The 23,851-nt window shown below is 70.2% G+C and carries 20 protein-coding genes; 2 read left to right on the top strand and 18 right to left on the bottom strand.

From position 1 onward, the window contains the following. Nucleotides 1–13 precede the first annotated feature (13 nt). The 14 genes from aroB to OG562_RS06540 form a co-directional block, all read right to left on the bottom strand. Entirely contained in the window at nucleotides 14–1,105 is a 1,092-nt protein-coding gene (aroB, locus tag OG562_RS06475) for a 3-dehydroquinate synthase (RefSeq protein WP_266394695.1), read from the bottom strand. Further along, nucleotides 1,102–1,617 carry a shikimate kinase gene (locus tag OG562_RS06480; RefSeq protein ID WP_266394697.1) on the bottom strand — a complete coding sequence of 172 codons (516 nt, stop codon included), beginning with the start codon at nucleotides 1,615–1,617 and terminating at the stop codon, nucleotides 1,102–1,104. The genes aroB and OG562_RS06480 overlap by 4 nt, the downstream gene beginning before the upstream one ends. Then, nucleotides 1,614–2,798 (bottom strand): chorismate synthase, encoded by a 1,185-nt coding sequence (gene aroC / locus OG562_RS06485; protein ID WP_266394698.1) that lies wholly within the window; start codon nucleotides 2,796–2,798, stop codon nucleotides 1,614–1,616. The genes OG562_RS06480 and aroC overlap by 4 nt, the downstream gene beginning before the upstream one ends. Before the next feature lie 187 nt (nucleotides 2,799–2,985). Continuing rightward, entirely contained in the window at nucleotides 2,986–3,825 is an 840-nt protein-coding gene (locus tag OG562_RS06490) for a shikimate dehydrogenase (protein WP_266394700.1), read from the bottom strand. After that, entirely contained in the window at nucleotides 3,806–5,635 is a 1,830-nt protein-coding gene (gene mltG, locus OG562_RS06495) for an endolytic transglycosylase MltG (protein ID WP_266394702.1), read from the bottom strand. Before mltG ends, OG562_RS06490 begins: the two co-directional genes overlap by 20 nt. Before the next feature lie 122 nt (nucleotides 5,636–5,757). Then, nucleotides 5,758–6,222: a Holliday junction resolvase RuvX gene (ruvX, locus tag OG562_RS06500; RefSeq protein ID WP_266394703.1), complete on the bottom strand. Its 465-nt coding sequence runs from the start codon at nucleotides 6,220–6,222 to the stop codon at nucleotides 5,758–5,760. Between the two features lie 8 nt (nucleotides 6,223–6,230). Beyond that, nucleotides 6,231–8,903 (bottom strand): alanine--tRNA ligase, encoded by a 2,673-nt coding sequence (gene alaS / locus OG562_RS06505; protein ID WP_266394705.1) that lies wholly within the window; start codon nucleotides 8,901–8,903, stop codon nucleotides 6,231–6,233. Next, nucleotides 8,903–9,256, bottom strand: coding sequence for a hypothetical protein (locus tag OG562_RS06510; protein ID WP_266394707.1), 354 nt, complete (start codon nucleotides 9,254–9,256; stop codon nucleotides 8,903–8,905). Before OG562_RS06510 ends, alaS begins: the two co-directional genes overlap by 1 nt. A gap of 8 nt (nucleotides 9,257–9,264) precedes the next feature. After that, complete coding sequence (locus OG562_RS06515) at nucleotides 9,265–9,705, bottom strand: DUF948 domain-containing protein (RefSeq protein WP_266394709.1); 441 nt, start codon at nucleotides 9,703–9,705, stop codon at nucleotides 9,265–9,267. A 205-nt stretch (nucleotides 9,706–9,910) separates the two neighbouring features. Next, entirely contained in the window at nucleotides 9,911–10,525 is a 615-nt protein-coding gene (rpsD, locus tag OG562_RS06520; protein ID WP_153291663.1) for a 30S ribosomal protein S4, read from the bottom strand. Between the two features lie 319 nt (nucleotides 10,526–10,844). After that, nucleotides 10,845–12,200 carry a replication-associated recombination protein A gene (locus OG562_RS06525; protein ID WP_266394711.1) on the bottom strand — a complete coding sequence of 452 codons (1,356 nt, stop codon included), beginning with the start codon at nucleotides 12,198–12,200 and terminating at the stop codon, nucleotides 10,845–10,847. A 48-nt stretch (nucleotides 12,201–12,248) separates the two neighbouring features. Continuing rightward, nucleotides 12,249–12,908: a vitamin K epoxide reductase family protein gene (locus OG562_RS06530; protein ID WP_266394712.1), complete on the bottom strand. Its 660-nt coding sequence runs from the start codon at nucleotides 12,906–12,908 to the stop codon at nucleotides 12,249–12,251. 191 nt (nucleotides 12,909–13,099) lie between these two features. After that, nucleotides 13,100–14,362 (bottom strand): histidine--tRNA ligase, encoded by a 1,263-nt coding sequence (gene hisS, locus OG562_RS06535; RefSeq protein WP_266394714.1) that lies wholly within the window; start codon nucleotides 14,360–14,362, stop codon nucleotides 13,100–13,102. A gap of 13 nt (nucleotides 14,363–14,375) precedes the next feature. Next, complete coding sequence (locus OG562_RS06540; RefSeq protein WP_266394716.1) at nucleotides 14,376–15,092, bottom strand: MBL fold metallo-hydrolase; 717 nt, start codon at nucleotides 15,090–15,092, stop codon at nucleotides 14,376–14,378. Nucleotides 15,093–15,307: 215 nt separating this feature from the next. Here OG562_RS06540 and OG562_RS06545 point away from each other — a divergent pair, with 215 nt between their 5' ends. Both OG562_RS06545 and OG562_RS06550 read left to right on the top strand, forming a co-directional pair. Further along, entirely contained in the window at nucleotides 15,308–16,123 is an 816-nt protein-coding gene (locus OG562_RS06545; protein ID WP_266394718.1) for a peptidylprolyl isomerase, read from the top strand. Between the two features lie 144 nt (nucleotides 16,124–16,267). Next, on the top strand, nucleotides 16,268–17,497 hold the full coding sequence (locus OG562_RS06550; protein ID WP_266394721.1) for a DUF349 domain-containing protein: 1,230 nt from the start codon (nucleotides 16,268–16,270) through the stop codon (nucleotides 17,495–17,497). A 124-nt stretch (nucleotides 17,498–17,621) separates the two neighbouring features. Here the strand turns inward: OG562_RS06550 and OG562_RS06555 are convergent, their stop codons facing one another. The 4 genes from OG562_RS06555 to secD all read right to left on the bottom strand — a co-directional run bounded on the left by OG562_RS06555 (nucleotide 17,622) and on the right by secD (nucleotide 23,799). Further along, nucleotides 17,622–20,177 carry a bifunctional (p)ppGpp synthetase/guanosine-3',5'-bis(diphosphate) 3'-pyrophosphohydrolase gene (locus tag OG562_RS06555; RefSeq protein WP_266394723.1) on the bottom strand — a complete coding sequence of 852 codons (2,556 nt, stop codon included), beginning with the start codon at nucleotides 20,175–20,177 and terminating at the stop codon, nucleotides 17,622–17,624. A gap of 170 nt (nucleotides 20,178–20,347) precedes the next feature. Next, entirely contained in the window at nucleotides 20,348–20,896 is a 549-nt protein-coding gene (locus OG562_RS06560; RefSeq protein ID WP_266394725.1) for an adenine phosphoribosyltransferase, read from the bottom strand. Next, complete coding sequence (gene secF, locus OG562_RS06565; RefSeq protein WP_266394726.1) at nucleotides 20,893–22,008, bottom strand: protein translocase subunit SecF; 1,116 nt, start codon at nucleotides 22,006–22,008, stop codon at nucleotides 20,893–20,895. The genes OG562_RS06560 and secF overlap by 4 nt, the downstream gene beginning before the upstream one ends. 3 nt (nucleotides 22,009–22,011) lie before the next feature. Next, a complete protein-coding gene (secD, locus tag OG562_RS06570; protein WP_266394727.1) occupies nucleotides 22,012–23,799 on the bottom strand; it encodes a protein translocase subunit SecD in 1,788 nt (595 codons plus the stop codon). Nucleotides 23,800–23,851: the final 52 nt, after the last annotated feature.

The following is a 23,851-nucleotide window of genomic DNA, read 5'->3' on the forward strand; positions in this document are numbered from 1 at the left end:
GGGCCCTGCGGTGCTACTCCCCCACCTCGCCGTACGCGGCGAGGAGAACCGCCGGGTCGGGGCCCTCCAGCACGGTCGGCTTGGCCAGTCCGTCCAGGACGATGAAGCGCAGCAGGTCGCCGCGGGACTTCTTGTCGACCCTCATGTTCTCCACCAGCTTGGGCCACTGGTCGTAGCGGTAGTGCAGCGGCAGCCCGACCGACTCCAGGACCGTGCGGTGGCGGTCGGCGGTCGCGTCGTCCAACCGGCCCGCGAGCCGGCCCAGTTCGGCGGCGAAGTGCATGCCCACGGAGACGGCCGCGCCGTGCCGCCACTTGTAGCGCTCGTTCTTCTCGATGGCGTGCGCGAGGGTGTGGCCGTAGTTGAGGATCTCCCGCAGGCCCGACTCCTTCAGGTCGGAGGACACGACGTCCGCCTTGACCCTGATGGAGCGTTCGATGAGCTCGGCGGTGTGCGGGCCCGCCGGGGTGCGGGCGGCCTCGGGGTCGGACTCGATGAGGTCGAGGATCACCGGGTCGGCGATGAAGCCGGCCTTGATGATCTCGGCGAGCCCGGAGACGTAGTCGTTGACCGGGAGGGAGTCCAGCGCGGCCAGGTCGCACAGCACGCCGGCCGGCGGGTGGAAGGAGCCGACGAGGTTCTTGCCCTCGGCGGTGTTGATGCCGGTCTTGCCGCCGACGGCCGCGTCGACCATCGCGAGCACGGTGGTCGGCACGGCGATCCAGCGCACCCCGCGCAGCCAGGTCGCGGCCACGAACCCGGCGAGGTCGGTGGTCGAACCGCCGCCGACGCCCACCACGACGTCGGTCCGGGTGAACCCGGACTGGCCGAGCGCCTTCCAGCAGTAGGCGGCGACCTCGGCGGTCTTGGCCTCCTCCGCGTTGGGCACCTGGATGGCGACCGCGTCGAAGCCCTGCTCGGCCAGGTCGGCGCGGAGCGCGTCACCGGTCTCGGCGAGGGCTTCCGGGTGGATGACCGCGACGCGCCTGGTCTGGGGGCCGATCAGTCCGCCCAGTTCGCCGAGGAGCTGACGGCCGACCAGGACCTCGTACGGCTCGGAGCCCGCGCTGCCGCCGACCCGAATCCTTGTCACTGCCTCGCTCATGCGTCCTTCAGCTCCAGTGCGTCCAGTGCGGCCTGGGTGACCTCTTCGGGTGTCCGCCCGTCCGTCGCCACGACCGCGGTGGCGACGCCCTCGTAGAGGCCGCGGCGGGCCTCCATCAGTTCGCGCCACTGCTTGCGCGGGTTGACCGCGAGCAGCGGGCGGGCCGCGTTGAGGCCGGTGCGCTTGACGGCTTCCTCGACGTCCATGGCGAGGTAGACCACACGCTGCTCGGCCAGCAGGGCGCGGGTGTCCGCGTCCAGGATCGAGCCGCCGCCGAGCGCGAGGACGCCGTCGTGCGCGGCGAGCGCGCGGTGCACCGCCTGCTTCTCGAGGGCGCGGAAGGTCTCCTCGCCCTCGTCGACGAAGATCTCCGCGATGCTGCGGCCCTGCTCGGCGACGATGTCGTCGTCGGTGTCCCGGTAGCCGACGCCGAGCCGCTGCGCCAGCAGCTGTCCGACGGTGGACTTGCCGACGCCCATCGGTCCGACCAGGACGACCAGCGGCCCGCTCATCGGATGCGCAGGTGGTCGAGGTACGAGCGGACGTTGCGGCGGGTCTCGGGCACGCTGTCGCCGCCGAACTTCTCCGCCACCGCGTCCGCGAGCACGAGCGCCACCATGGCCTCGGCGACGATGCCGGCCGCGGGGACCGCGCAGACGTCGGAGCGCTGGTGGTGCGCCTGCGTCGCCTCGCCCGTGGCCACGTCGACGGTCTGCAGGGCGCGCGGCACGGTCGCGATGGGCTTCATCGCGGCGCGTACGCGCAGCAGCTCGCCCGTGGTCAGACCGCCTTCGGTGCCGCCGGAGCGACCGCTCGAGCGACGGATCCCCTCGGGCGTGGCCACGATCTCGTCGTGCGCCTTGGAGCCGGGCACCCGCGCGAGGTCGAAGCCGTCGCCGACCTCGACGCCCTTGATCGCCTGGATGCCCATGAGCGCGGCGGCGAGCCGCGCGTCCAGCCGGCGGTCCCAGTGCACGTGCGAGCCCAGCCCGACCGGGACGCCGTACGACAGCACCTCGACGACGCCGCCGAGGGTGTCGCCGTCCTTGTGGGCCTGGTCGATCTCCGCGACCATCGCCTTCGAGGCGTCCGCGTCCAGGCAGCGCACCGGGTCGGCGTCGAGCCTCTCGACGTCGGCGGGGGTCGGGTAGACGCCGTAGGGCGCCTTGGCCGCGGCCAGCTCGACGACGTGGGAGACGATCTCGATGCCGGCCGTCTCCTTCAGGTACGACCGCGCGACCGCGCCGAGCGCCACCCGGGCCGCCGTCTCACGCGCCGAGGCGCGCTCCAGGATCGGCCGAGCCTCGTCGAAGCCGTACTTCTGCATGCCGGCCAGGTCGGCGTGGCCGGGGCGGGGCCGGGTCAGGGGCGCGTTGCGGGCCAGCTCGGCCAGCTCCGCGGGGTCGACGGGGTCGGCCGCCATGACCTTCTCCCACTTCGGCCACTCCGTGTTGCCCACCATCACGGCGACCGGGGAGCCCATGGTCAGGCCGTGCCGGACGCCGCCGAGGAAGGTGACCTCGTCGCGTTCGAACTTCATCCGCGCACCGCGCCCATAGCCGAGCCGCCGTCGCGCCAGATGGTCGGCGACCATCTCCGTGGTGATGGGCACGCCGGCGGGAAGGCCCTCCAGCGTCGCGACAAGTGCGGGACCGTGGGACTCCCCCGCGGTCAGCCAACGCAGCCTGCTCAACGATGCTCCTCAGTGCTCGCGCTCTGGTACTGCCCTGCGTACGCGCGTCCTCGCGTACGTCGTCGGCGTGACCGGGTGCGCGGCCCTGGCCCGCCGCCTTTGATCCTCCCACGTCCGGGCGTCGAACCCGGCCGCCGGTCCACCCAGCGGACGCGGCGGCGGACGGGACTGGACGGGACGGCGGTTCCTAGGAGCCGGCGAGGGCGTGTTCGCCCGCCTTGCGCATGGCCTCCACGGGCGCCGGGGCGCGGCCGGTCATCTGCTCCACCTGGAGCACGGCCTGGTGGACGAGGAGGTCCAGCCCGCTGACCACCGCGCCGCCGAACATCGACCAGCGGGCGGCCAGCTCGGTGGGCCAGGGGTCGTAGAGCACGTCGAAGAGGGTGGCGGGCCGCTCCGGCGCCGAGGCGGCGAGGGCGTCCGTGGCCCCGGCCGGGGTGGTGGCGACGACCAGCGGGAAGCGCAGGGCGTCGGCGGCGTCCGCCCACTCGGCGATCCGGACGTCGACGTCGAGGCGCTCGCTCCACTGCCGCATCTCGGCGGCGCGGGCCTGGCTGCGCACATAGGCGACGATCTCGCCGGTGCAGACCCGGGAGAGGGCGGCCAGCGCGGAGGAGGCGGTCGCGCCGGCGCCGAGGATCGCGGCCGAGCCGACCTGCTCGATGCCCCGCTCGCGCAGGGCGGCGACCATGCCGGGGATGTCGGTGTTGTCGCCGAGGCGACGGCCGTCCTCGGTGAACACGAGCGTGTTGACCGCCTCGACGGAGGCGGCCGTCTCGCTGATCTCGTCGAGCAGCGGGATGACCGCCCGCTTCAGCGGCATGGTCAGCGACAGCCCGGCCCACTCGGCCCCGAGCCCCTCGACGAAGGCGGGCAGCGCCTCCTCGTCGACGTCGAAGCGGTCGTACGTCCAGTCCGTCAGGCCCAGTGCGTCGTACGCGGCGCGGTGCAGCGCCGGGGAGAGCGAGTGGGCGATGGGGCTGCCGAGCACGGCGGCCCGGCGGGCGTCAGTTGCCCGAGCTGGCATCGAACTTGTCCTTGAGCCTCTGGAATTCAGCGTAGGTCTTGGCGAATTCGGTGTTGTTCTGGCCGTCGGTCGCCACGAAGTAGATCCAGCCGTCGCTGGTCGGATTCATCGTGGCCTTCAGCGCGTCGTCACCGGGATTGCCGATCGGGCCGGGCGGCAGGCCCTTGTTGGTGTAGGTGTTGTACGGGTCCTTGTTGCTGTTGATCTCGGACTCGCTGATATTGATGTTGCTCTCGCCCTTCAGGTAGTTGAAGGTCGAGTCGAACTGGAGCAGTTGGTTCGTCTGGTCGTTCGTGGGCTTGAGACGGTTGTAGACGACCTCCGCCATCTTGCGGTAGTCGTCGTGCGTCTTGCCCTCGGCCTGGACGAGGCTCGCGACCGTGATGACCTGTAGCGGACTGTCCAGCTTGAGCGCCTCGGCCTTGGCCTCGAGGTCGTATTTCCCGTACGCCTCTTTGGCGTTGGCGACCATCGCCTTCAGGACCGACTCCGGCTTCATGCCCTTGGCGGCGGGGTAGGTGGCCGGGAAGAGGAATCCTTCCAGCGGGTCCTTGATGTCCTCGTTGTCGTTCGCCCAGTCGGGCAGCCCGAGCGTCTTGTACTGCTTTTCCGCGACCTTTCTGGTGGTGCCGGAGGAAAGGCCGAGCTTCGAGTCGATCTTCTTGTAGACCGCCACGTTCCGCTCGCCCGGAGTGACCACCACATTGGCCTGGCTCTTCGGGTCGAGCATCATTTCCATGGCGCTTTTCGCGGACATCTCTTTCTTGAGGATGTACGCGCTCGCCTGGATCGACCCGCACCGCGGATTGCTCGTGCACGCGGACACGAAGGCGTCGACGCTCTTCACGACCCCGGCGTCCTTCAGCAGGCGGCCGATGTCCGCGCCGCCCGAACCCTTGGGCACCTGGACGCTGACGTTCTGGCCGGTGCCGTCGCCCGTGTAGTCCGGGGCGGCGCTGTAACGATTCTGGTAGAAGTGGTAGCCGAAATAGCCGACGCCGGCGAGGCCTCCGCCGAACACCAGTACGACGACCAGACAGGCGCATCCGTTGCGGCTCTTCTTGTTCTTCGCGCCCTTGCCGCCTTTGGCGCCCTTGCCGCCCCGGCCCCGCCGTCCGCCGCGCCCCTCGGACTCGTCGTCGTCCTCGTCGTCATCGGCCCCGCCGCCCGCGAAGAAGGCGTGCTCGCCCTGGTCGGGACCCGGATCCCAGTCGGGCTTCGCCGCGCCGTCGGGCTCCGACTCCGGCTCCGGCTCGGGTTCCGGCTCGGGACGCCGCCGGGCGGGCGGCTCCGGCGGCGGATACGCGTCCGGGGTGTTGTAGAAGTCGGGCTGCTCGGCGCCGTACGCGGCGGCCTGCTGGCCGTAGGGGTCACCGGGGTCGGCGGCGTACGGGACGTGCGCGTGGGTGCCGGTGCCGTCCCAGCCGCCCTCCTGATACCCCTCGGGGTAACCGCCCTGCTGGTTCTGGTGGGCGTACTGCGGCTGCTGCCCCTGGGGGGCGTACTGCTGCTGGTCGTACTGCTGCTGATGCTGCGGGTCGTACGACTGCTGGTCGTACTGCTGCTGCTGATGCTGCGGGTCGTACTGCTGCTGGTGCGGGTACTGCTGCGGGTCGTACTGTTGCGCCTGTCCGTCGCCCCAGTCGCCGTACTCCTGCTGCGGCTGCTGCGGGTAGTGGTGCTGCTGGTGGCCGCCGTAGGCAGGCTGATGACCCACGTGGGCCTCCTGCCCTTCCCATCCGCCGTCCCCGTACAACGGGTCCTCCGGATGCCACGGTTCGGAGCCCGGGCCCCGGCCATACTCAGTCATCGATCCCCTAGAGCCGCGAGGCGGCGGTCGCGCGGCTTGCGGAGCCGGCTTCCGTTCCGCCTCTCTCTGTGCGGTAGCTGTTCGAAAACCACCGCATCGCGCGGAACGTTACCGTATCGCGATCAGATGACCACTTCGACGCCCTCGCCCGGTGCTTTACCTGACACCCGTTCGGATTCCAGGGCCTGCTGAAGGATGATCACAGCGGCTGCCTGGTCGATCACCGACCGGCCCTTCTTGGCCTTCACGCCCGAAGCGCGCAGTCCCTGACTGGCCGTCACGGTCGTCATCCGCTCGTCCACCAGCCGGACCGGGACGGGCGCGATGCCCTTCGCGAGCTCCTGCGCGAAGCCTCGAACCTTTACCGCGGCCGGGCCCTCGCCCCCCTTGAGGGAGCGAGGGAGACCGACGACGACCTCGATCGGCTCGTACTCCTCGACCAGTTGTCCGAGCCGACGGTGAGCCGCCGGAAGGTCCCGGCCGGGGACCGTCTCCACCGGGGTGGCGAGGATCCCGTCGGGGTCGCACGAGGCGACCCCGATCCGGGCGTCCCCGACGTCGATCGCGAGTCGACGGCCCTTCCGCATCAGCTGGCTCACTTGGCCGTCTCGGCCACGAGCCGCTCGACCGCGGCGACGGCCTCGCCGACGGCGGCCGGGTTCTGGCCGCCGCCCTGGGCGACGTCCGGCTTGCCGCCACCGCCGCCGCCGAGGGTCTTGGCGGCCGTACGGACCAGGTCGCCGGCCTTGAGACCGCGCTCGCGGGCGGCCTCGTTGGTGGCGATGACCGTCAGCGGCTTGCCGTTGTTGACCGTGAACAGGGCGACCACGGCCGCGCGGCCGCCCTGGATGCGGCCGCGCACGTCGAGGACCAGCCTGCGCAGGTCGTCGGCGGTCGTGCCGTCCGGGACCTGGCCGGTGACCAGGGCGACGCCGTGCACGTCCTGGGCGGACTCGACGAGACCGGCGGCGGCCTGGAGGACCTTCTCCGCGCGGAACTTCTCGATCTCCTTCTCGGCGTCCTTCAGCTTGCCGAGCATGGCCGAGACCTTCTCCGGGAGCTCCTCCGGACGCCCCTTGATCAGCTCCTGGAGCTGAGCGACGACCGTGTGCTCCCGGGCGAGGAAGTTGTAGGCGTCCACGCCGACGAGGGCCTCGATCCGGCGCACGCCCGAGCCGATCGACGACTCGCCGAGCAGCTTGACCAGGCCGAGCTGGGAGGTGTTGTGCACATGCGTGCCGCCGCACAGCTCCTTGGAGAAGTCGCCGATGGTCACCACACGGACGCGCTCGCCGTACTTCTCGCCGAACTCGGCGATGGCGCCCTGCTTCTTGGCCTCGTCGAGGCTGAGGATCTCGGCGTGCACGTCCAGGTCGCGGGCGAGCACCTCGTTGATCTTCTGCTCGACGTCGGTCATCACGGCCGTGGGAACGGCGGACGGCGAGCCGAAGTCGAAGCGGAAGCGGCCCGGCTGGTTCTCGGAGCCGGCCTGGGCGGCCGTCGGGCCGAGGGCGTCGCGCAGGGCCTGGTGGGTGAGGTGGGTGGCCGAGTGGGCGCGGGCGATGGCCGTGCGCCGACGGGCGTCGATCGAGGCCTGGGCCTTGGCGCCGACCGTGACCTCGCCGAACTGGACGACGCCCTTGTGGACGTAGACGCCCGGGACCGGCTTCTGGCAGTCGCGGATCTCGATCACGGCGCCGGACTCGACCTTGATGCGGCCGGTGTCGCCGATCTGGCCACCGCCCTCGGCGTAGAACGGGGTGCGGTCGAGGACGATCTCGACCTCGTCACCCTCGGTGGCGGCCGGGGAGGAGACGCCGTCGACGAGGATGCCGACGATCGTGGACTCGCCCTCGGTGTCCGAGTAGCCGATGAAGTCGGTCTCGCCGGCCTTGTCGGCGATCTCGCGGTAGGCGCCGACGCCGGCGTGGCCGGTCTTCTTGGCCTGGGCGTCGGCCTTGGCCTGGTCGCGCTGCTGCTTCATCAGGCGGCGGAAGCCGTCCTCGTCCACGGAAAGGCCCTGTTCGGCGGCCATTTCGAGGGTGAGGTCGATCGGGAAGCCCCAGGTGTCGTGGAGCAGGAAGGCCTTCTCGCCGGCCAGGACCGCGCCGCCGGACTCCTTGGTCTCGGTGATGGCCGTGTCGAGGATGTTGGTGCCGGCCTTCAGCGTCTTGACGAAGGCGGCCTCCTCGGCGAGGGCCACGGTCTCGATCCGCTGCCGGTCGGTGACCAGCTCCGGGTACTGCTGGCCCATCATCTCGATGACGGTGTCGATCAGGTCCTTGACGACCAGGCCGGTGGCGCCGAGCAGCCGCATGTTGCGGATGGCGCGGCGCATGATGCGGCGCAGCACATAGCCGCGGCCCTCGTTGCCCGGGGTGACGCCGTCGCCGATGAGCATCACGGACGTCCGCATGTGGTCGGTGACCACGCGCAGGGAGACGTCGGAGTCGTGGGCGGCGCCGTACTCGACGCCGGTCAGCTGGGTGGCCTTCCTGATGACGGCCATGGAGGTGTCGATCTCGTACATGTTCTGCACGCCCTGCAGAATCATGGCGAGGCGCTCCATGCCGAGGCCCGTGTCGATGTTCTTGCTGGGCAGGTCGCCGAGGATCTCGAAGTTGTCCTTGCCGATGCCCTCGCCGCGCTCGTACTGCATGAAGACGAGGTTCCAGATCTCCACGTACCGCTCGTCGTTGACGGCGGGGCCGCCCTCGACGCCGAACTCGGGGCCGCGGTCGTAGTTGATCTCGGAACAGGGGCCGCAGGGGCCGGGGACACCCATGGACCAGTAGTTGTCCTTCATGCCGAGGCGCTGGATGCGCTCGGCGGGGACGCCGATCTTGTCGCGCCAGATGGTCTCGGCCTCGTCGTCGTCGAGGTAGACCGTGATCCACAGGCGCTCGGGGTCGAGCCCGTAACCACCCTTGTCCTGGGGCGTGGTGAGCAGCTCCCAGGCGTAGGTGATGGCGCCTTCCTTGAAGTAGTCGCCGAAGGAGAAGTTGCCGCACATCTGGAAGAACGTGCCGTGGCGGGTGGTCTTGCCGACCTCTTCGATGTCGGGCGTGCGCACGCACTTCTGCACGCTGGTGGCACGCGACCACGGCGGCTTGACCTCACCGAGGAAGTACGGCTTGAAGGGGACCATGCCGGCGGGGACCAGGAGCAGAGTCGGGTCGTCCGCGATGAGCGACGCCGAAGGGACGACGGTGTGCCCGCGCTCCTCGTAGAAGCTCAGCCAGCGGCGGCGAATCTCGGCCGACTCCATCAGTGGTCCTCATTCCGCTTGTACGGGTACGTCGTGTTCTCGACGTACCTCGGGTTGCTCGGGTCGGTGCGGTTCTCGATGGCGGCGAACCGCCTGGGTGCGGGGAGTTCGGGGTTCTCGTGGATCCCCAGCGCCTCCCCCAGTTCGGCCTCCCGCTGGGCCATGTTGTCGCGGACGTCGAGCGCGAAGCCCACCGCGCGGTCCTTCAGGCGCGCTCCCGTCTCGAGCGCCTTGTTGGCCGCGGTCGCGGCCAGGCTCTCGGGGGTCAGCTGCCTCAGCTTGCGATTGACCTTGGTGGTGGCCCACACACCGGCGGCGACGCCCGTGCCGAACCAGAACGTACGACGGAACATCGCGGCCCTCAGTCCCTCTTTCCACGGGGCTTGCGCTTCTCCCGCCGGGAGACCGTGCGGCCCACGATCACGGTACGCCGGGGCTCCCTGGCGGGCCCGTCGTCCTTGCGGCCGCCGAGGGCCCGGCGCACGCCGTAGCCGAAGGCGGCGACCTTCACCAGGGGGCCGCCGAAGGTGGAGGCGACGGTGGTGGACAGCGCCGACGCGTTCGACGTGACCTCCTGGACGTCCGAGGCGATCGCGTCGACCCGGTCGATCTGGGTCTGCGCGGAGCGCACCGCCGCGGAGGCGTCGGCCAGCAGCGGGACGGCCTGTTCGGTCACGTCCGCGACCAGCCTGGTGGTCGCCCTGAGCGTCTGGGCCAGCCTCGCCAGCGCGACGGCGAGGAAGGAGACCAGGATCGCCCAGAACACGGCCACCAGGATTCCGGCCACCTCTCCACCGGACACCGTGCACCTGCTCCCTGAAGCGTTGAACCTAGTTGTGAACCTGGTTGTGAACCTGGTTCAGAGGTTGAGCCTATCGCGCCGGGCGCAGCGCTCTGTACCGCATTACGGGCACGCGAAAGCCCGCCGCCCCGCCCGCCCGGAGGGGCGAGGAGACGACGGGCTCAGGCACAGAGGTCCTACGACCGCCGGGAGATCCGGGAAGGGATCAACGGGCGTAGTACTCGACGACCAGCTGCTCGTCGCAGATGACCGGGATCTCCTTGCGGTTCGGCTCGCGGTCCAGGCGGAAGGCCAGGGCGCCGAGGTTCACCTGGAGGTAGCGCGGGGTCTCGCCGTCGGGGGCGAAGCCACCGGCGCGGGAGACCTCGAACAGCGTCTTGCTGCGGCTGCGCTCGCGGACCATCACGACGTCGTCGGGACGGACGCGGAAGGACGGCTTGTCGACCTTCTGGCCGTTGACCTCGATGTGGCCGTGCACGACCATCTGACGGGCCTGGTAGATGGTGCGGGCGATGCCCGAACGCAGGACCAGGGCGTCGAGACGACGCTCGAGCTCGATGATCAGGGCCTCACCGGTCTTGCCCTGGACCTTGGAGGCACGCTCGTAGGCGCGGACGAGCTGGCGCTCGGACACGTCGTACTGCGCGCGCAGACGCTGCTTCTCGAGCAGACGGACCTTGTAGTCCGAGTTCTGCTTGCGGCCACGGCCGTGCTCGCCCGGCGGGTAGGGGCGGGCCTCGAAGTACTTGACGGCCTTCGGGGTCAGCGCGATGCCGAGGGCACGCGACTTCTTGACCTTGGGGCGGGACTGATTCGCCACGGTGTTCTTCTCTTTCCTGGGTTTCGGCTCACCAGAGTTAAGGGAGGTCGCATCCGCAGCCTGGGAAACCCGCTTTCCGTCCTTGCGGACGGGCCGGGCAGCCGCTCCCTGGTCTGGGCACATGTGCAGCACGCGAGTGGCCCACCGACCTCTCCCGGAGAACCGGGTGGTGGTGGGCTGCCCGCGACACCGTTCGACGGTGCGCGACGCTCCTGGAGATCCCGTCCCGAGGGGCGGGGCTCCGGCTGCATGTCCCGTTCTGGTGAACCGGCCGGGGCCGGACACGGGACGCAGCGCTTCGGGCGAGTCTACAGGGTGCTCAGGGCCCCTTGCGACCGAGGTGCGCTCTGGTCCACTCGACCGCGTCCGCGTAGCGCGCCTCGGCGCCGTGCCGGGTCGGCGTGTAGTACTCGCGGTCCCTGATCCCGTCCGGCGCGTACTGCTGGGCGGCGATGCCCTCCGGCAGGTCGTGCGGATACACATACCCCTGCGCGTGCCCCAGCTTGGCGGCCCCCTTGTAGTGCCCGTCCCGCAGATGCGCCGGCACGGACCCGGCCATCCCCTTGCGTACGTCGTCCAGGGCGGCGCCGATGGCCAGGGTCGCCGCGTTGGACTTGGGGGCCAGGGCGAGGGCGATGGTGGTGTGGCTGAGGGTGAGGGCGGCCTCGGGGAAGCCGATCATGGCGACGGCCTGGGCCGCGGCGACCGCGAGGGGCAGCGCGCCCGGATCGGCGAGGCCGATGTCCTCGCTGGCGGAGATCATCAGACGGCGGGCGATGAAACGGGGGTCCTCGCCGGCGTCGATCATCCGGGCCAGGTAGTGCAGCGCCGCGTCGACGTCGGATCCCCGGATGGACTTGATGAGGGCGCTGGCGACGTCGTAGTGCTGGTCGCCGTCGCGGTCGTAGGTCACCGCCGACCGGTCGACCGTCTGCTCCAGGGTCTGGAGGCTGATCTCGGTCTCGTCCTGGTCGAGGGCGGCCCCGGCGGCGGCCTCCAGGGCGGTCAGGGCACGGCGGGCGTCGCCGCCGGCGATGCGCAGGAGGTGCGCCTCGGTGTCCTCGGGGAGGGTGACGGCGCCCTTGAGGCCGCGCTGGTCGCTCAGCGCCCGCCTCAGCAGCCCGCGCAGGTCGTCGTCCGTGAGCGGTTCGAGGGTGAGCAGGAGGGAACGGGAGAGCAGGGGCGAGATCACCGAGAAGTACGGGTTCTCGGTGGTCGCCGCGATCAGCGTCACCCAGCGGTTCTCGACGGCCGGGAGCAGGGAGTCCTGCTGGGCCTTGCTGAAGCGGTGGATCTCGTCGAGGAAGAGGACGGTCTCCTTGCCGTAGCCGCCGGTGGCGCGGCGGGCGCCGTCGATGACCGCGCGGACCTCCTTGACGCCGGCGGTGATCGCGGAGAGCTCGACGAAGCGCTTGTCGGTGGCCTTGGAGACCACGTAGGCGAGAGTCGTCTTGCCGGTGCCGGGCGGTCCCCAGAGGATCACGGACGACGGGCCGGCCGGGCCCTTGGCGCCCTCGCCGACCAGGCGGCGCAGGGGTGCGCCCGGCTTCAGCAGGTGCTGCTGGCCCACCACCTCGTCGAGGGTGCGCGGGCGCATCCGGACCGCCAGGGGGCTCCCTGCGGGGTCCTTCTCCTGGCGGTCTTCGGCTGCGGCGGTGAACAGGTCGGGCTCCACACCTCCGGAGCCTACGTCAGAGGTCTGACAGTCCTGTTCGGGGCCGGGTCAGGCCCAGAGGTCGGTGCCCCAGCGGGTCAGGATCAGCATGCCGATGATGCCGATGTGGGTGGCCGGCAGGACCCAGGTGAACTCGCCGAAGAACCGCTTCAGCCAGCCGGGGGCGGGCAGGAAGCCGTTGCGTACGTTGAACGAGGTCACGTACCAGAACATCGTGATCGTCGCGACCCAGGCCAGCGAGCACCACAGGCACAGCGCGTTGATCTTGTACAGGGACTGGTACTGCAGCCAGGTGCAGAAGGCGACGCCGAAGAGCGTGCCGAAGTTGAAGGTCAGCCAGTACCAGCGCGGGAAGCGGGCGCGGGCCAGCAGGCTCATGCCGACGCAGATGACGATGCCGTAGGCGACCAGGCCGAGCATCGGGTTGGGGAAGCCGAAGGCCGCGGCCTGCTTGCTCTCCATCACGCTGCCGCAGGACACGATCGGGTTGATGCTGCAGCTGGGGGTGAACGTCTTGCCGTCCACCTTGCCTTCGAGAATCTTGAACTTGTCGATCGTGATGACCCACGCGGCGAGCAGACCGGCCGCACCGGTGATCAGCAGCAGAATCGCGAACGCACGGCTGCCGCCCACCGTCCGGGGCTCGGTCGCGGCGTCGCGCTCGGGCTCGGACTCCGTGGAGACGTCTTTCACTGTCGTCTTGCTCATCACGCCGATCCGTCGCTTGAGAGTTGGACCATCTTCGGGCAGACGCCATTCTGCCGCACCGAGCCGTGTCTCCACCGTTCGATGGACATAAGGAAGTACGTGCGGTCGCCCCGGGGCGTTCGGTCCCCGTCTCGGCGCCCACGGCGAAGGCGCCGGGCGCCCGAACGGCACCCGGCGCCTCGCCTCGCGCGCTAGCCGAGCTTCGACTCCAGCTCCGCCACGATCTCGTTCACGCCGATCGCCGTCTGCTCGCCGGACTCCATGTCCTTGAGCTGCACCACACCCTCGGCGAGGTCGCGCTCACCGGCGACGATCGCATAGCGGGCCCCGCTGCGGTTGGCGTTCTTCATGGCGCCCTTGAGCCCCTTGCCGCCGTACGAGAAGTCCGCGGCGATACCGAGCTTGCGCAGTTCGGTGACCTTGGCGAAGAGGATGCGGCGGGCCTCCTCGCCCAGCGGGACCGCGAACACGCTGGTGGACGCGGGGAGTTCGAGCTCGACGCCCTCCGCCTCCAGGGCGAGGACCGTGCGGTCGACGCCCAACGCCCAGCCCACGGAGGGCAGTGCGGGGCCGCCGATCATCTCGGACAGGCCGTCGTAGCGGCCGCCGCCGCCCACCGCGGACTGGGAGCCCAGACCGCCGTGCACGAACTCGAAGGTCGTACGGGTGTAGTAGTCCAGGCCGCGGACCAGCTTCGGGTCGTCCTCGAAGGCGACGCCCGCCGCCGTGATCAGCTCGCGGACCTCCTCGTGGTACGCCTTGCAGGAGTCGCACAGGTAGTCGCGCAGCAGCGGGGCGTCGGTGAGCTGCTTCTGGACGTCGGCGCGCTTGTCGTCCAGGACGCGCAGCGGGTTGATGTCCGCGCGGCGCAGCGTGTCCTCGTCGAGGTCCAGGCCGCGCAGGAAGGTCTGCAGCGCCTCCCGGTACACCGGGCGGCACTCCTTGTCGCCCAGGCTGTTGAGCAGGATGCGGAAGTCGCGCAGGCCGAGCGTGCGGTACGCCTGGTCGGCCAGGATGATCAGCTCGGCGTCCAGCGCCGGGTCCTCCGCGCCGATCGCCTCGGCGCCGACCTGGGAGAAGTGGCGGTAACGGCCCGCCTGCGGCTGCTCGTAGCGGTAGTAGGAGCCCGAGTACCAGAGCTTGACCGGGAGATTGCCCTGCCGGTGCAGGTTCGCCTCGAGGGCGGCGCGCAGGACGGACGCCGTTCCCTCGGGGCGCAGGGCGAGCTGGTCGCCGCCCTTGGTCTCGAAGGCGTACATCTCCTTGCTGACGATGTCGGTGGACTCGCCGACACCGCGGGCGAACAGCTCCACGTTCTCGAAGCCGGGCGTCTCGACATAGCCGTAGCCGGAGTTGCGCAGCGGGGTCGCGATGGCCTCGCGCACCGCGAGGAACTTCGCGGAGCGCGGCGGAAGCAGGTCGTACGTGCCCTTGGGGGCCTGGAAGGTACTCACGGAAGGTCTCTCGTCACATTCCTCGTCGGGGAGGGGTGTTCGAACCCGCTCCCTGGCCGCCGGCCGCCACCTGCCGCAGATACGGGTTGGCGGCGCGCTCCTGGCCGATGGTCGTCTGGGGGCCGTGGCCGGACAGCACCACGGTCGAGTCCTCGAGCGGCAGGCACACGCGGGCCAGCGAGTCGAGCATCTCGGCCATGTCGCCGCCGGGCAGGTCGGTGCGTCCGATGGAGCCGGCGAACAGCAGATCCCCGGAGAAGAAGACCGAGGGGATCTCGGTCGTCTCGGGCATCCGGAAGGTCACCGACCCCTTCGTATGGCCCGGCGCGTGCGCGACGGAGAACTCCAGACCGGCCAGGTCCAGCCGCGCGCCGTCGGTCAGCTCCCGGACGTCGTCCGGCTCGCCCACGGTCAGCTCGCCCATGAGCGGCATGCCGATGGAACGGCCGAGCGCCTTCTCGGGGTCGCTCATCATGAACCGGTCCTCGGGGTGGATCCAGGCCGGCACGTCGTGGGCGCCGCACACGGGGACGACCGAGGCCACATGGTCGATGTGGCCGTGGGTGAGGACGACGGCGACGGGCTTGAGCCGATGCTTCCTGATCGCTTCCTCGACTCCGGGGGCCGCCTGGTGGCCCGGGTCGATGATCACGCACTCCTCGCCGGCGGCGGGGGCGACGAGATAACAGTTCGTCCCCCAGGCCCCGGCGGGGAACCCGGCAATGAGCACGATCGTCCTTCGTTGTGTCGATACGGGAGGGCTTGTCGACGGTATTCGGTTCGACGGTATTCGGTGGCATTCGGTGGGCTCCACCTGTGGTCAGAGCCTACCGGCGCTGCCGATTCCTCAGCGAACCCATATACCGTACGGGGCACACGCAGGCGGTCGGCTCACAAGACGCACGCGTCCCAGTCGACGTACGAGACGCACGAGGAGAAAACCCGGTGGTCACCCAGGAACAGCGGAAGCGTCAGCTCGCCCGGGAGAAGTTCTTGCGGCAGCAGCAGCGGCGCACGTCCGCCCGACGCAAGGCGCGTGTGCGCAACTCGGTGATCGCGTCGGTGCTCGGCGTGATCATCGTGGGCAGTGTGGCGCTGTACACGACGGGCGTCCTCAAGGAGGACGACAAGGCGAACGCGAGCGCGGACACCACCCCGTCCGCGTCGCCCAGCGCCGTGAAGGACCCGTGCGAGAAGGCTGCCGCCGGTTCGGTCGAGAAGCTGACCTGGAAGAAGGAGCCGGCGATCACCATCGACAAGTCGGCCGACTACACGATGAAGCTGGCGACGACCTGCGGTGACATCGACATAGCGCTGAAGACCTCGGCGGCCCCGCACACCGTCAACTCGTTCGACTTCCTCGCGGGCAAGGGCTACTTCGACCACACCAAGTGCCACCGGCTCACCACCAACGGCATCTACGTGCTGCAGTGCGGCGACCCGACGGGCACCGGCAGCGGCGGCCCCGGCTACACGATTCCGGACGAGAACCTGAAGGACAAGAGCCTCAAGGACAACGTCTACCCGGCCGGCACGGTCGCCATGGCGAACACCTCGCAGCCGGACACCGGCGGCAGCCAGTTCTTCCTCGTCTACCAGGACAGCCAGCTCCCGCCGAGCTACACCCCGTTCGGCACGATCTCGGCCAAGGGCCTGACCGTCCTGAAGAAGATCGCCGCCGCCGGGGAGAACACCGGCGCGGGTGACGGCGCCCCGAACGCGACGGTCGTCATCAACAAGGCGACGGTCACCAAATCCTGACGTTCAGGGCGGCTGACAGCGCAATTTCGGTCGCGCTGGATGCGGACAGGCATACCGCCGGTCGCCTATGTTGGCCGTGACGAAACTGTGGACGATGCCCAGGGGCGCTGAAGCCCCTCGGAGGCATCATGTGGAGGAGGCGCTGTGAGCAGCGACCCGTGGGGCCGCGTCGACGAGACGGGGACCGTGTACGTGCGTACGGCCGACGGCGAGCAGGTCGTCGGTTCCTGGCAGGCCGGCTCCCCCGAGGAGGCGCTGGCCTACTTCGAGCGCAAGTACGAGGGCCTGGTTGTCGAGATCGGCCTCCTCGAGAAGCGAGTGCAGACCACCGATCTGTCGGCCAAGGACGCCCAGGTCGCGATCGACCACATCCGCGAGCAGGTCGACGCGCACCACGCGGTCGGTGATCTTCAGGCGCTGCGGGAGCGGCTGGACAAGCTGGTGGCGACCGTCGAGTCGCGGCGCGAGGAACGCAAGGTGCAGCGCGCCAAGCAGTCCGACGAGGCCCGCAAGGCCAAGGAGGACCTGGTCGTCGAGGCGGAGCAGCTCGCCCAGTCCGACCAGTGGCGGGCCGCCGGTGAGCGGCTGCGCGCCCTGGTGGACACCTGGAAGGGTCTGCCTCGGCTCGACCGCAAGTCGGACGACGAACTGTGGCACCGGTTCTCGCACGCGCGCTCGGCGTTCTCCAAGCGCCGCAAGGCGCACTTCGCGCAGCTGGACGCACAGCGCGAGGAGGCCCGCAGGACGAAGGAACGGCTGGTCTCCGAGGCCGAGGCGCTGTCCGCCTCGACGGACTGGGGTCCGACGGCCGCCCGCTACCGCGAGCTGATGGCGGAGTGGAAGGCCGCGGGCCGCGCCCAGCGCGAGCACGAGGACGATCTGTGGAACCGCTTCCGCGGCGCCCAGGACGTGTTCTTCGCCGCCCGCAGCTCGGTCTTCGCCGAGCGGGACGCCGAGCAGACGGAGAACCTGAAGCTCAAGGAGGAGCTGGCCGAAGAGGCCGAGAAGCTCCTGCCGATCGGCGATCTGAAGTCGACGCGGGCCGCGTTCCGCTCGATCAACGAGCGCTGGGAGGCCATCGGCCATGTCCCGCGGGACTCCCGGCCGAAGGTCGAGGGCCGGATGCACGCCGTGGAGCGGGCGATCCAGGACGCCGAGGAGACCGAGTGGCGCCGGACGAACCCGGAGGCACGCGCGCGTGCCGAGGGTCTGACCGGTCAGCTCCAGGCCGCCGTGGACAAGCTCCGGGGTCAGATCGAGCAGGCCCGCGCCCAGGGCAACTCGGCCCGCGCCGACAAGCTGGAGCGCGAGCTGGAGGGCCGCCAGGCCCTGCTGGACCAGGCGCTGAAGGGTCTGCAGGAGTTCGGCGGCTGACCCACCCGGACACAGGCATGGGAGAGGCCCCCGTACGAGTCGTACGGGGGCCTCTCCCATGCCTGCCTGCCGACGAGACTGCCTGCGCCTACGGGCGACGGCCTGCCTACAGGCGACGGCCTGCCTACGGGCGGCGCGCCGACGTCACCCGGTACACGTCGTACACGCCCTCCACACCCCTGACCGCCTTCAGGACGTGGCCCAGGTGCTTGGGGTCGCCCATCTCGAAGGTGAAGCGGGAGGTGGCCACGCGGTCGCGGGAGGTCTGGACGGCCGCGGAGAGGATGTTGACGTGCTGGTCGGACAGGACACGGGTGACGTCCGACAGGAGCCGGGAGCGGTCCAGCGCCTCGACCTGGATGGCGACCAGGAAGACCGAGGACTGCGTCGGCGCCCACTCGACCTCGAGGATGCGCTCGGGCTCGCGGGACAGTGACTCCACGTTGACGCAGTCGCTGCGGTGAACCGATACGCCACTACCCCGGGTGACGAACCCTATGATCGGGTCGCCGGGGACGGGCGTACAGCAGCGGGCCAGTTTGACCCACACGTCGTCGACGCCCTTGACCACGACACCGGGGTCGTTGTTGCTGCGCCGCTTGCGGCCGCGGGTGCGCGACGGCGGGACCGCCTCGTCCATCTCCTCGGTGGCCGCCTCCTCGCCGCCGAGCGCCTGCACCAGCTTCTGTACGACGTTCTGCGCGGCCACATGGCCCTCGCCGATCGCCGCGTACAGCGAGGAGATGTCGGGGTAGCGCATCTCGTGCGCCAGCGTGACCAGCGAGTCGCCGGTGAGAATGCGCTGGATCGGCAGGTTCTGCTTGCGCATCGCGCGCGCGATGGCGTCCTTGCCCTGCTCGATCGCCTCGTCGCGGCGCTCCTTGGAGAACCACGCCCGGATCTTGTTGCGGGCGCGCGGCGACTTGACGAAGTTCAACCAGTCCCGCGACGGTCCGGCCCCGGCGGCCTTGGAGGTGAAGACCTCCACCAGGTCGCCGTTGTCCAGGGTCGACTCCAGCGGTACGAGGCGTCCGTTGACCCGGGCTCCTATGGTGCGGTGGCCCACCTCGGTGTGCACCGCGTACGAGAAGTCCACGGGCGTGGCGCCGGCCGGCAGCGCTATCACGTCGCCCTTCGGCGTGAAGACGAAGACCTCGTTGCGCGACAGGTCGAAGCGCAGGGACTCCAGGAACTCGCCGGGGTCCTCGGTCTCCTTCTGCCAGTCCAGGAGCTGGCGCAGCCACGCCATGTCGTTGAGGTGGTCGTCCTTGCCGGTGGTCCGGGGCGCGTCGGAGCGCACCTTGGAGGCGCCGGCGACGGCCTCCTGCTTGTACTTCCAGTGCGCGGCGATGCCGTACTCGGCGCGGCGGTGCATGTCGAAGGTGCGGATCTGGAGTTCGACGGGCTTGCCGTTGGGGCCGATGACCGTCGTGTGCAGCGACTGGTACATGTTGAATTTGGGCATCGCGATGTAGTCCTTGAACCGGCCGGGGACCGGGTTCCATCGCGCGTGCACGGTGCCGAGGGCCGCGTAGCAGTCTCTGACGGTGTCCACGAGGACGCGGATGCCCACCAGGTCGTAGATCTCCGCGAAGTCGCGGCCGCGCACGATCATCTTCTGGTAGACGCTGTAGTAGTGCTTCGGGCGGCCTGTGACGGTCGCCTTGATGCGGGCGGCGCGCAGGTCGGACTGGACCTCGTCGGTCACTATGGCCAGGTACTCGTCACGCTTCGGTGCCCTTTCGGCCACCAGCCGTACGATCTCGTCGTACATCTTGGGGTAGAGGATCGCGAAGGCGAGGTCCTCCAGTTCCCACTTGATGGTGTTCATGCCGAGGCGGTGGGCGAGCGGCGCGTAGATCTCGAGGGTCTCGCGCGCCTTCTTCTCCTGCTTCTCGCGCTTGAGGTAGCGCATGGTGCGCATGTTGTGCAGGCGGTCGGCGAGCTTGATGACCAGGACGCGCGGGTCCTTGGCCATGGCCACGACCATCTTGCGCACGGTCTCGGCCTGCGCGGCCTCGCCGAACTTGACCTTGTCCAGCTTGGTGACGCCGTCGACGAGCAGGGCGACCTGGTCGCCGAAGTCGCGGCGCAGGTCCTCCAGGCCGTACTCGGTGTCCTCGACGGTGTCGTGCAGCAGGCCCGCCATGAGGGTGGCCGGGTCCATGCCGAGCTCGGCGAGGATCGTGGTCACCGCGAGCGGGTGCGTGATGTACGGATCGCCGCTCTTGCGCTTCTGGCCGCGGTGCCAGCGCTCGGCGACCTGGTAGGACTTCTCGATCTGGCGGAGCGTCGCGGTCTCGATCTTGGGGTCGTTGCTGCGCACTATCCGCAGCAGCGGTTCCAGGACCGGGTTGTAGGGGTTCGCGCGCTGGACGCCGAGGCGGGCGAGGCGGGCGCGGACGCGGTTGGAGGAGCCGGAGCGGGCGGGCGGCTGCGCGGCGGACGGGCGGGCCGCGGGGGCGGCGGCCGGCGTGGCAGCGGACGCGGGCGTGGCGGCGGGCCGCTCGGGCGTGGCCGGTTTGGGCCGCGGCTGCTCGGCCGGCTTGTCCGCGGGCGCGGAGCGGTCGTGCTCGACCGGCCCGCGGCTGTCGTCCTTCGCGTGCGACGCGGGCGTGGCCGCGGGGCCCGAGGCGGACTCGGGCTTGGCGGCGGTCAGGTGCTGGGCCTCGTCTGGCAAGAGGACTCCTCGTGCGCGATCCGGGTCCCCGGTCAGGCTCCGGAGCACCCATCGTAGCGATCCCGGGCTCCAGGATCGCCTTCAGGCCGATGTGAGGCCCGTCCACCGGAGAAACGCAAGGGGCGGGCGCCGGATTCCTCCGGGCCCGCCCGCTTGGCGTACGACGGTTTTCAGACGGTCAGCAGTGACTCCAGCGGAGCTCCGCGCAGGGCCGCCTCCAGGCGGGGGCGGCCGTCGAGGAAGCTCAGCTCCATCAGGACGGCGGCGCCCGCGACCTCGGCGCCCGCCCGGTGGATGAGCTGGATCGCGGCCTCGGCGGTGCCGCCGGTGGCCAGCACGTCGTCGACGATCAGGACGCGGTCCTCGGCGGTGAGGTCCTCGGCGTGCACCTCGATCTCCGCCGAGCCGTACTCCAGGTCGTAGGCCTGGCTGAGGGTCGCTCCGGGGAGCTTGCCCGCCTTGCGTACGGGAATGAAGCCGAGGCCCGCGCGGACGGCGACCGGGGCGCCCAGGATGAAGCCCCGGGCCTCCAGGCCGACGATCTTGGTGGCGCCGGTGCGCTCGGCGATGCCGGCGAAGGCGTCGGTGAGCGCGGTGAACGCCGTCGAGTCCGCCAGGAGCGGGGTGATGTCCTTGAACATCACGCCCGGCTCCGGGTAGTCGGCCACGTCACGGATGCGGCTGAGCAGCAGCGTCGTGAGGTCGGTCAGCTCGGTCATCGGCGCTTCCCCGACGGGCGGCCGCGGCCCCGGCCACGGGACGCGGGCTGGCTGCGCGGGCCGACGACGGCGTGGGCCGCGTCCTCCGGCTCGTCGTCGCCGTAGGCGTCGTCGCTACGGGTCTCCGTGAGGTCCTCGTCGGCGGTGGCCTGGGCGCGCTTGGCCAGGACGCGCTTCTTCAGGGCCTTGTACTGCGGCTCGCGCTCCTTGAGGTCGGCGACGAGCGGCGTGGCGATGAAGATCGAGGAGTAGGCGCCGGCCGCGAGGCCGACGAACAGCGACAGCGAGATGTCGTTGAGCGTGCCCGCGCCGAGGAAGCCGCCGCCGATGAACAGCAGGCCCGCCACCGGCAGCAGCGCGACCACCGTGGTGTTGATGGAGCGGACCAGGGTGCCGTTGATCGAGCGGTTGGCGACCTCGCTGTAGGTGAAGCGGGTCTGCTTCGTGAGGTCCTTCGTCTGCTCCTTGAGGGAGTCGAAGACGACGACCGTGTCGTACAGCGAGTAACCGAGGATCGTCAGCAGACCGATCACCGTGCCGGGCGTGACCTCGAAGCCGACGAGGGCGTAGATGCCGACGGTGATGGTGATGTCGTGGATCAGGGCGACGAGCGCGGCGACGGCCATGCGCAGCTCGAAGGCGATCGCCAGGTAGATCACGACCAGGACCATGAAGATCGCCAGGCCCTGCCAGGCCTTGTTGGCGATCTGGTCGCCCCAGCTCGGGCCGACCAGGTCGGCGGCGATGGACTCCGGGTCGACCTTGAAGTCCTTGGCGAGCTCGGTCTTGATCTCGTCGGACTGCTCGGTGTCCATGCCGGCGATCTGGATGCGCAGCGTGCCGTTGCCGAGCTTCTGCACGACCGCGTCATGGCCGGACGCCGACTTCGCGTAGTCCTCGGCCTGAGAGACGGAGACGCTGGTCTTCTCCGTGGTGAAGACCGCGCCGCCCTGGAAGTCGATGCCCATGTTCAGGCCGCGCACCGCCAGGCCGACGATGGCCGTGATGGTGATCAGGATCGAGATGCCGTACCAGAGCTTGCGGTGTCCGATGAAGTCGTAGCTGATCTCGCCACGGTGGAGTCGGGCGCCGAGGTTGCCGAGTTTGGACATCGCTCACGCCTCCTTCGTCTCGACGGGGCCGGCGGCAGGACCGGAGGGACGGCGGGTACGGCGGATCGGCGGCTTGGCGCCCAGGCTCTTCGGGTCGAGGCCGGACCACTTGTGGCCGCTGGCGAAGAACTTCCGGCGGGCGATGAGCGACATCAGCGGCTTGGTGAAGAAGAAGACCACGACGACGTCGAGGACGGTGGTCAGACCCAGCGTGAACGCGAAGCCCTGGACCTTGCCGACGGTGACGATGAACAGCACGGCGGCCGCGAGGAACGACACGAAGTCGGAGACCAGGATGGTGCGCCGGGCGCGCGGCCAGGCCCTCTCGACGGCGGGGCGCAGGGTGCGGCCCTCGCGGATCTCGTCCCGGACGCGTTCGAAGTACACGATGAACGAGTCCGCGGTGATGCCGATGGCGACGATGGCGCCGCAGACGGCCGGCAGGTTCAGCGCGAAGCCGATGGCCGGGCCGAGCAGTGCCATGAGCACGTAGGTGAGGGCAGCGGAGACCAGCAGCGAGGCGAGCGCGATCATCGCCAGGCCGCGGTAGTAGGCCACCAGGTAGATCACGACCAGGGCGAGACCGATGGCGCCAGCCAGCAGACCGGCGTGCAGCTGGTCGCCGCCGAGCGCGGCGGTCACCGTGGTCACGCTCTGCTCCTTGAAGGAGAGCGGGAGCGCGCCGTACGACAGCATGTTGGAGAGGTTCTGGGCCTCGTCCTGCGTGAAGCTGCCGGAGATCTGGGCCTGGCCGCCGGTGATGGAGTTCTGCACGAACGGGCTGGAGACGACCTCGCCGTCGAGCACGATGCCGAACTCGTTCTGCGGCTGGGTGTTCTTGGCGAGCTCGGCCGTGATGGCGGCGAACTTCTTGCTGCCCGAGCCGGTGAAGGTCATGGTGACCTGCCAGCCGGCGGCGGTCTGCGTGTCGTAGACGGCCTGGGCCTTCTTGACCTCGGTGCCGTCGACGGCGGCCGGGCCGAGCACGTACTTGTACCAGACCTTGTCGATCTCACCGCAGGCGACGGTCGGGTCGCTGGGCTTGACGCCCTCGCCGGCCTTGGCCCGGGCCGACTCGTCGGAGCAGTCCAGGGCCGCGTACTTGGCCTGGAGCGCGGCGGTCGCGGCGTCGGTCGTGGCGCTCGCGGAGGCCGAGGGGCTGGCGGAGTCGCTCGCGCCGGCGCTGGCGGAGGCCGACGGGGTGGTGTCGGCCTTCAGCGCGTCGGTGACGGCACGGCCCTGCGAGGTGGCGCTGGCCGACGGGGACGACGAGGAGCTGGCCTTCTCGCCGGTCGAGCCGGAGGCGCTCGCGGACGGGCTCGTGGAGGAGCTCGGCGAGGCGCTGGAGGAGCCGCTGGCGGAGGGGCTCGCCGTGGCGGCGGCGGAGCCGGTGGGCTCGGAGGCGTAGACCGGACGGAAGTACAGCTTCGCGGTGGTGCCGACCTGGGCCCGGGCTTCCGCGGAGTTGGTGCCCTTGGGGATGTTCACGATGATGTTGCGGTCGCCCTGGGTCTGCACCTCCGCCTCGGAGACGCCCAGCCCGTTGACACGGCGGTTCATGATCTCGACCGCGGTGTCCATGTTGGCCTTGTTGATCGCGGATCCCTGGTCGGCCTTCGCCTCGAGCGTGATGCTCGTACCGCCGGCAAGGTCGATGCCGAGACGCGGAGTGGTGTGTCCGGAGGCGAACATGCCTCCGGTGAGCCCCACGATGGCGATCAGGATCAGGGCCAGCGAGCGCCCTGGCTTGCTCTGGGCGCTCGCGCTCCGGCCCTTCTTAGGTGCTGCCACCTTCTCGTACTCCCTCTCGGGCCGCTGCGCGCCGGGTCAGCGCGGCGGCGGC

Origin of the sequence: Streptomyces sp. NBC_01275 (genome assembly GCF_026340655.1) — a bacterium.
In the GTDB taxonomy this organism is placed as follows: Bacteria; Actinomycetota; Actinomycetes; order Streptomycetales; family Streptomycetaceae; genus Streptomyces.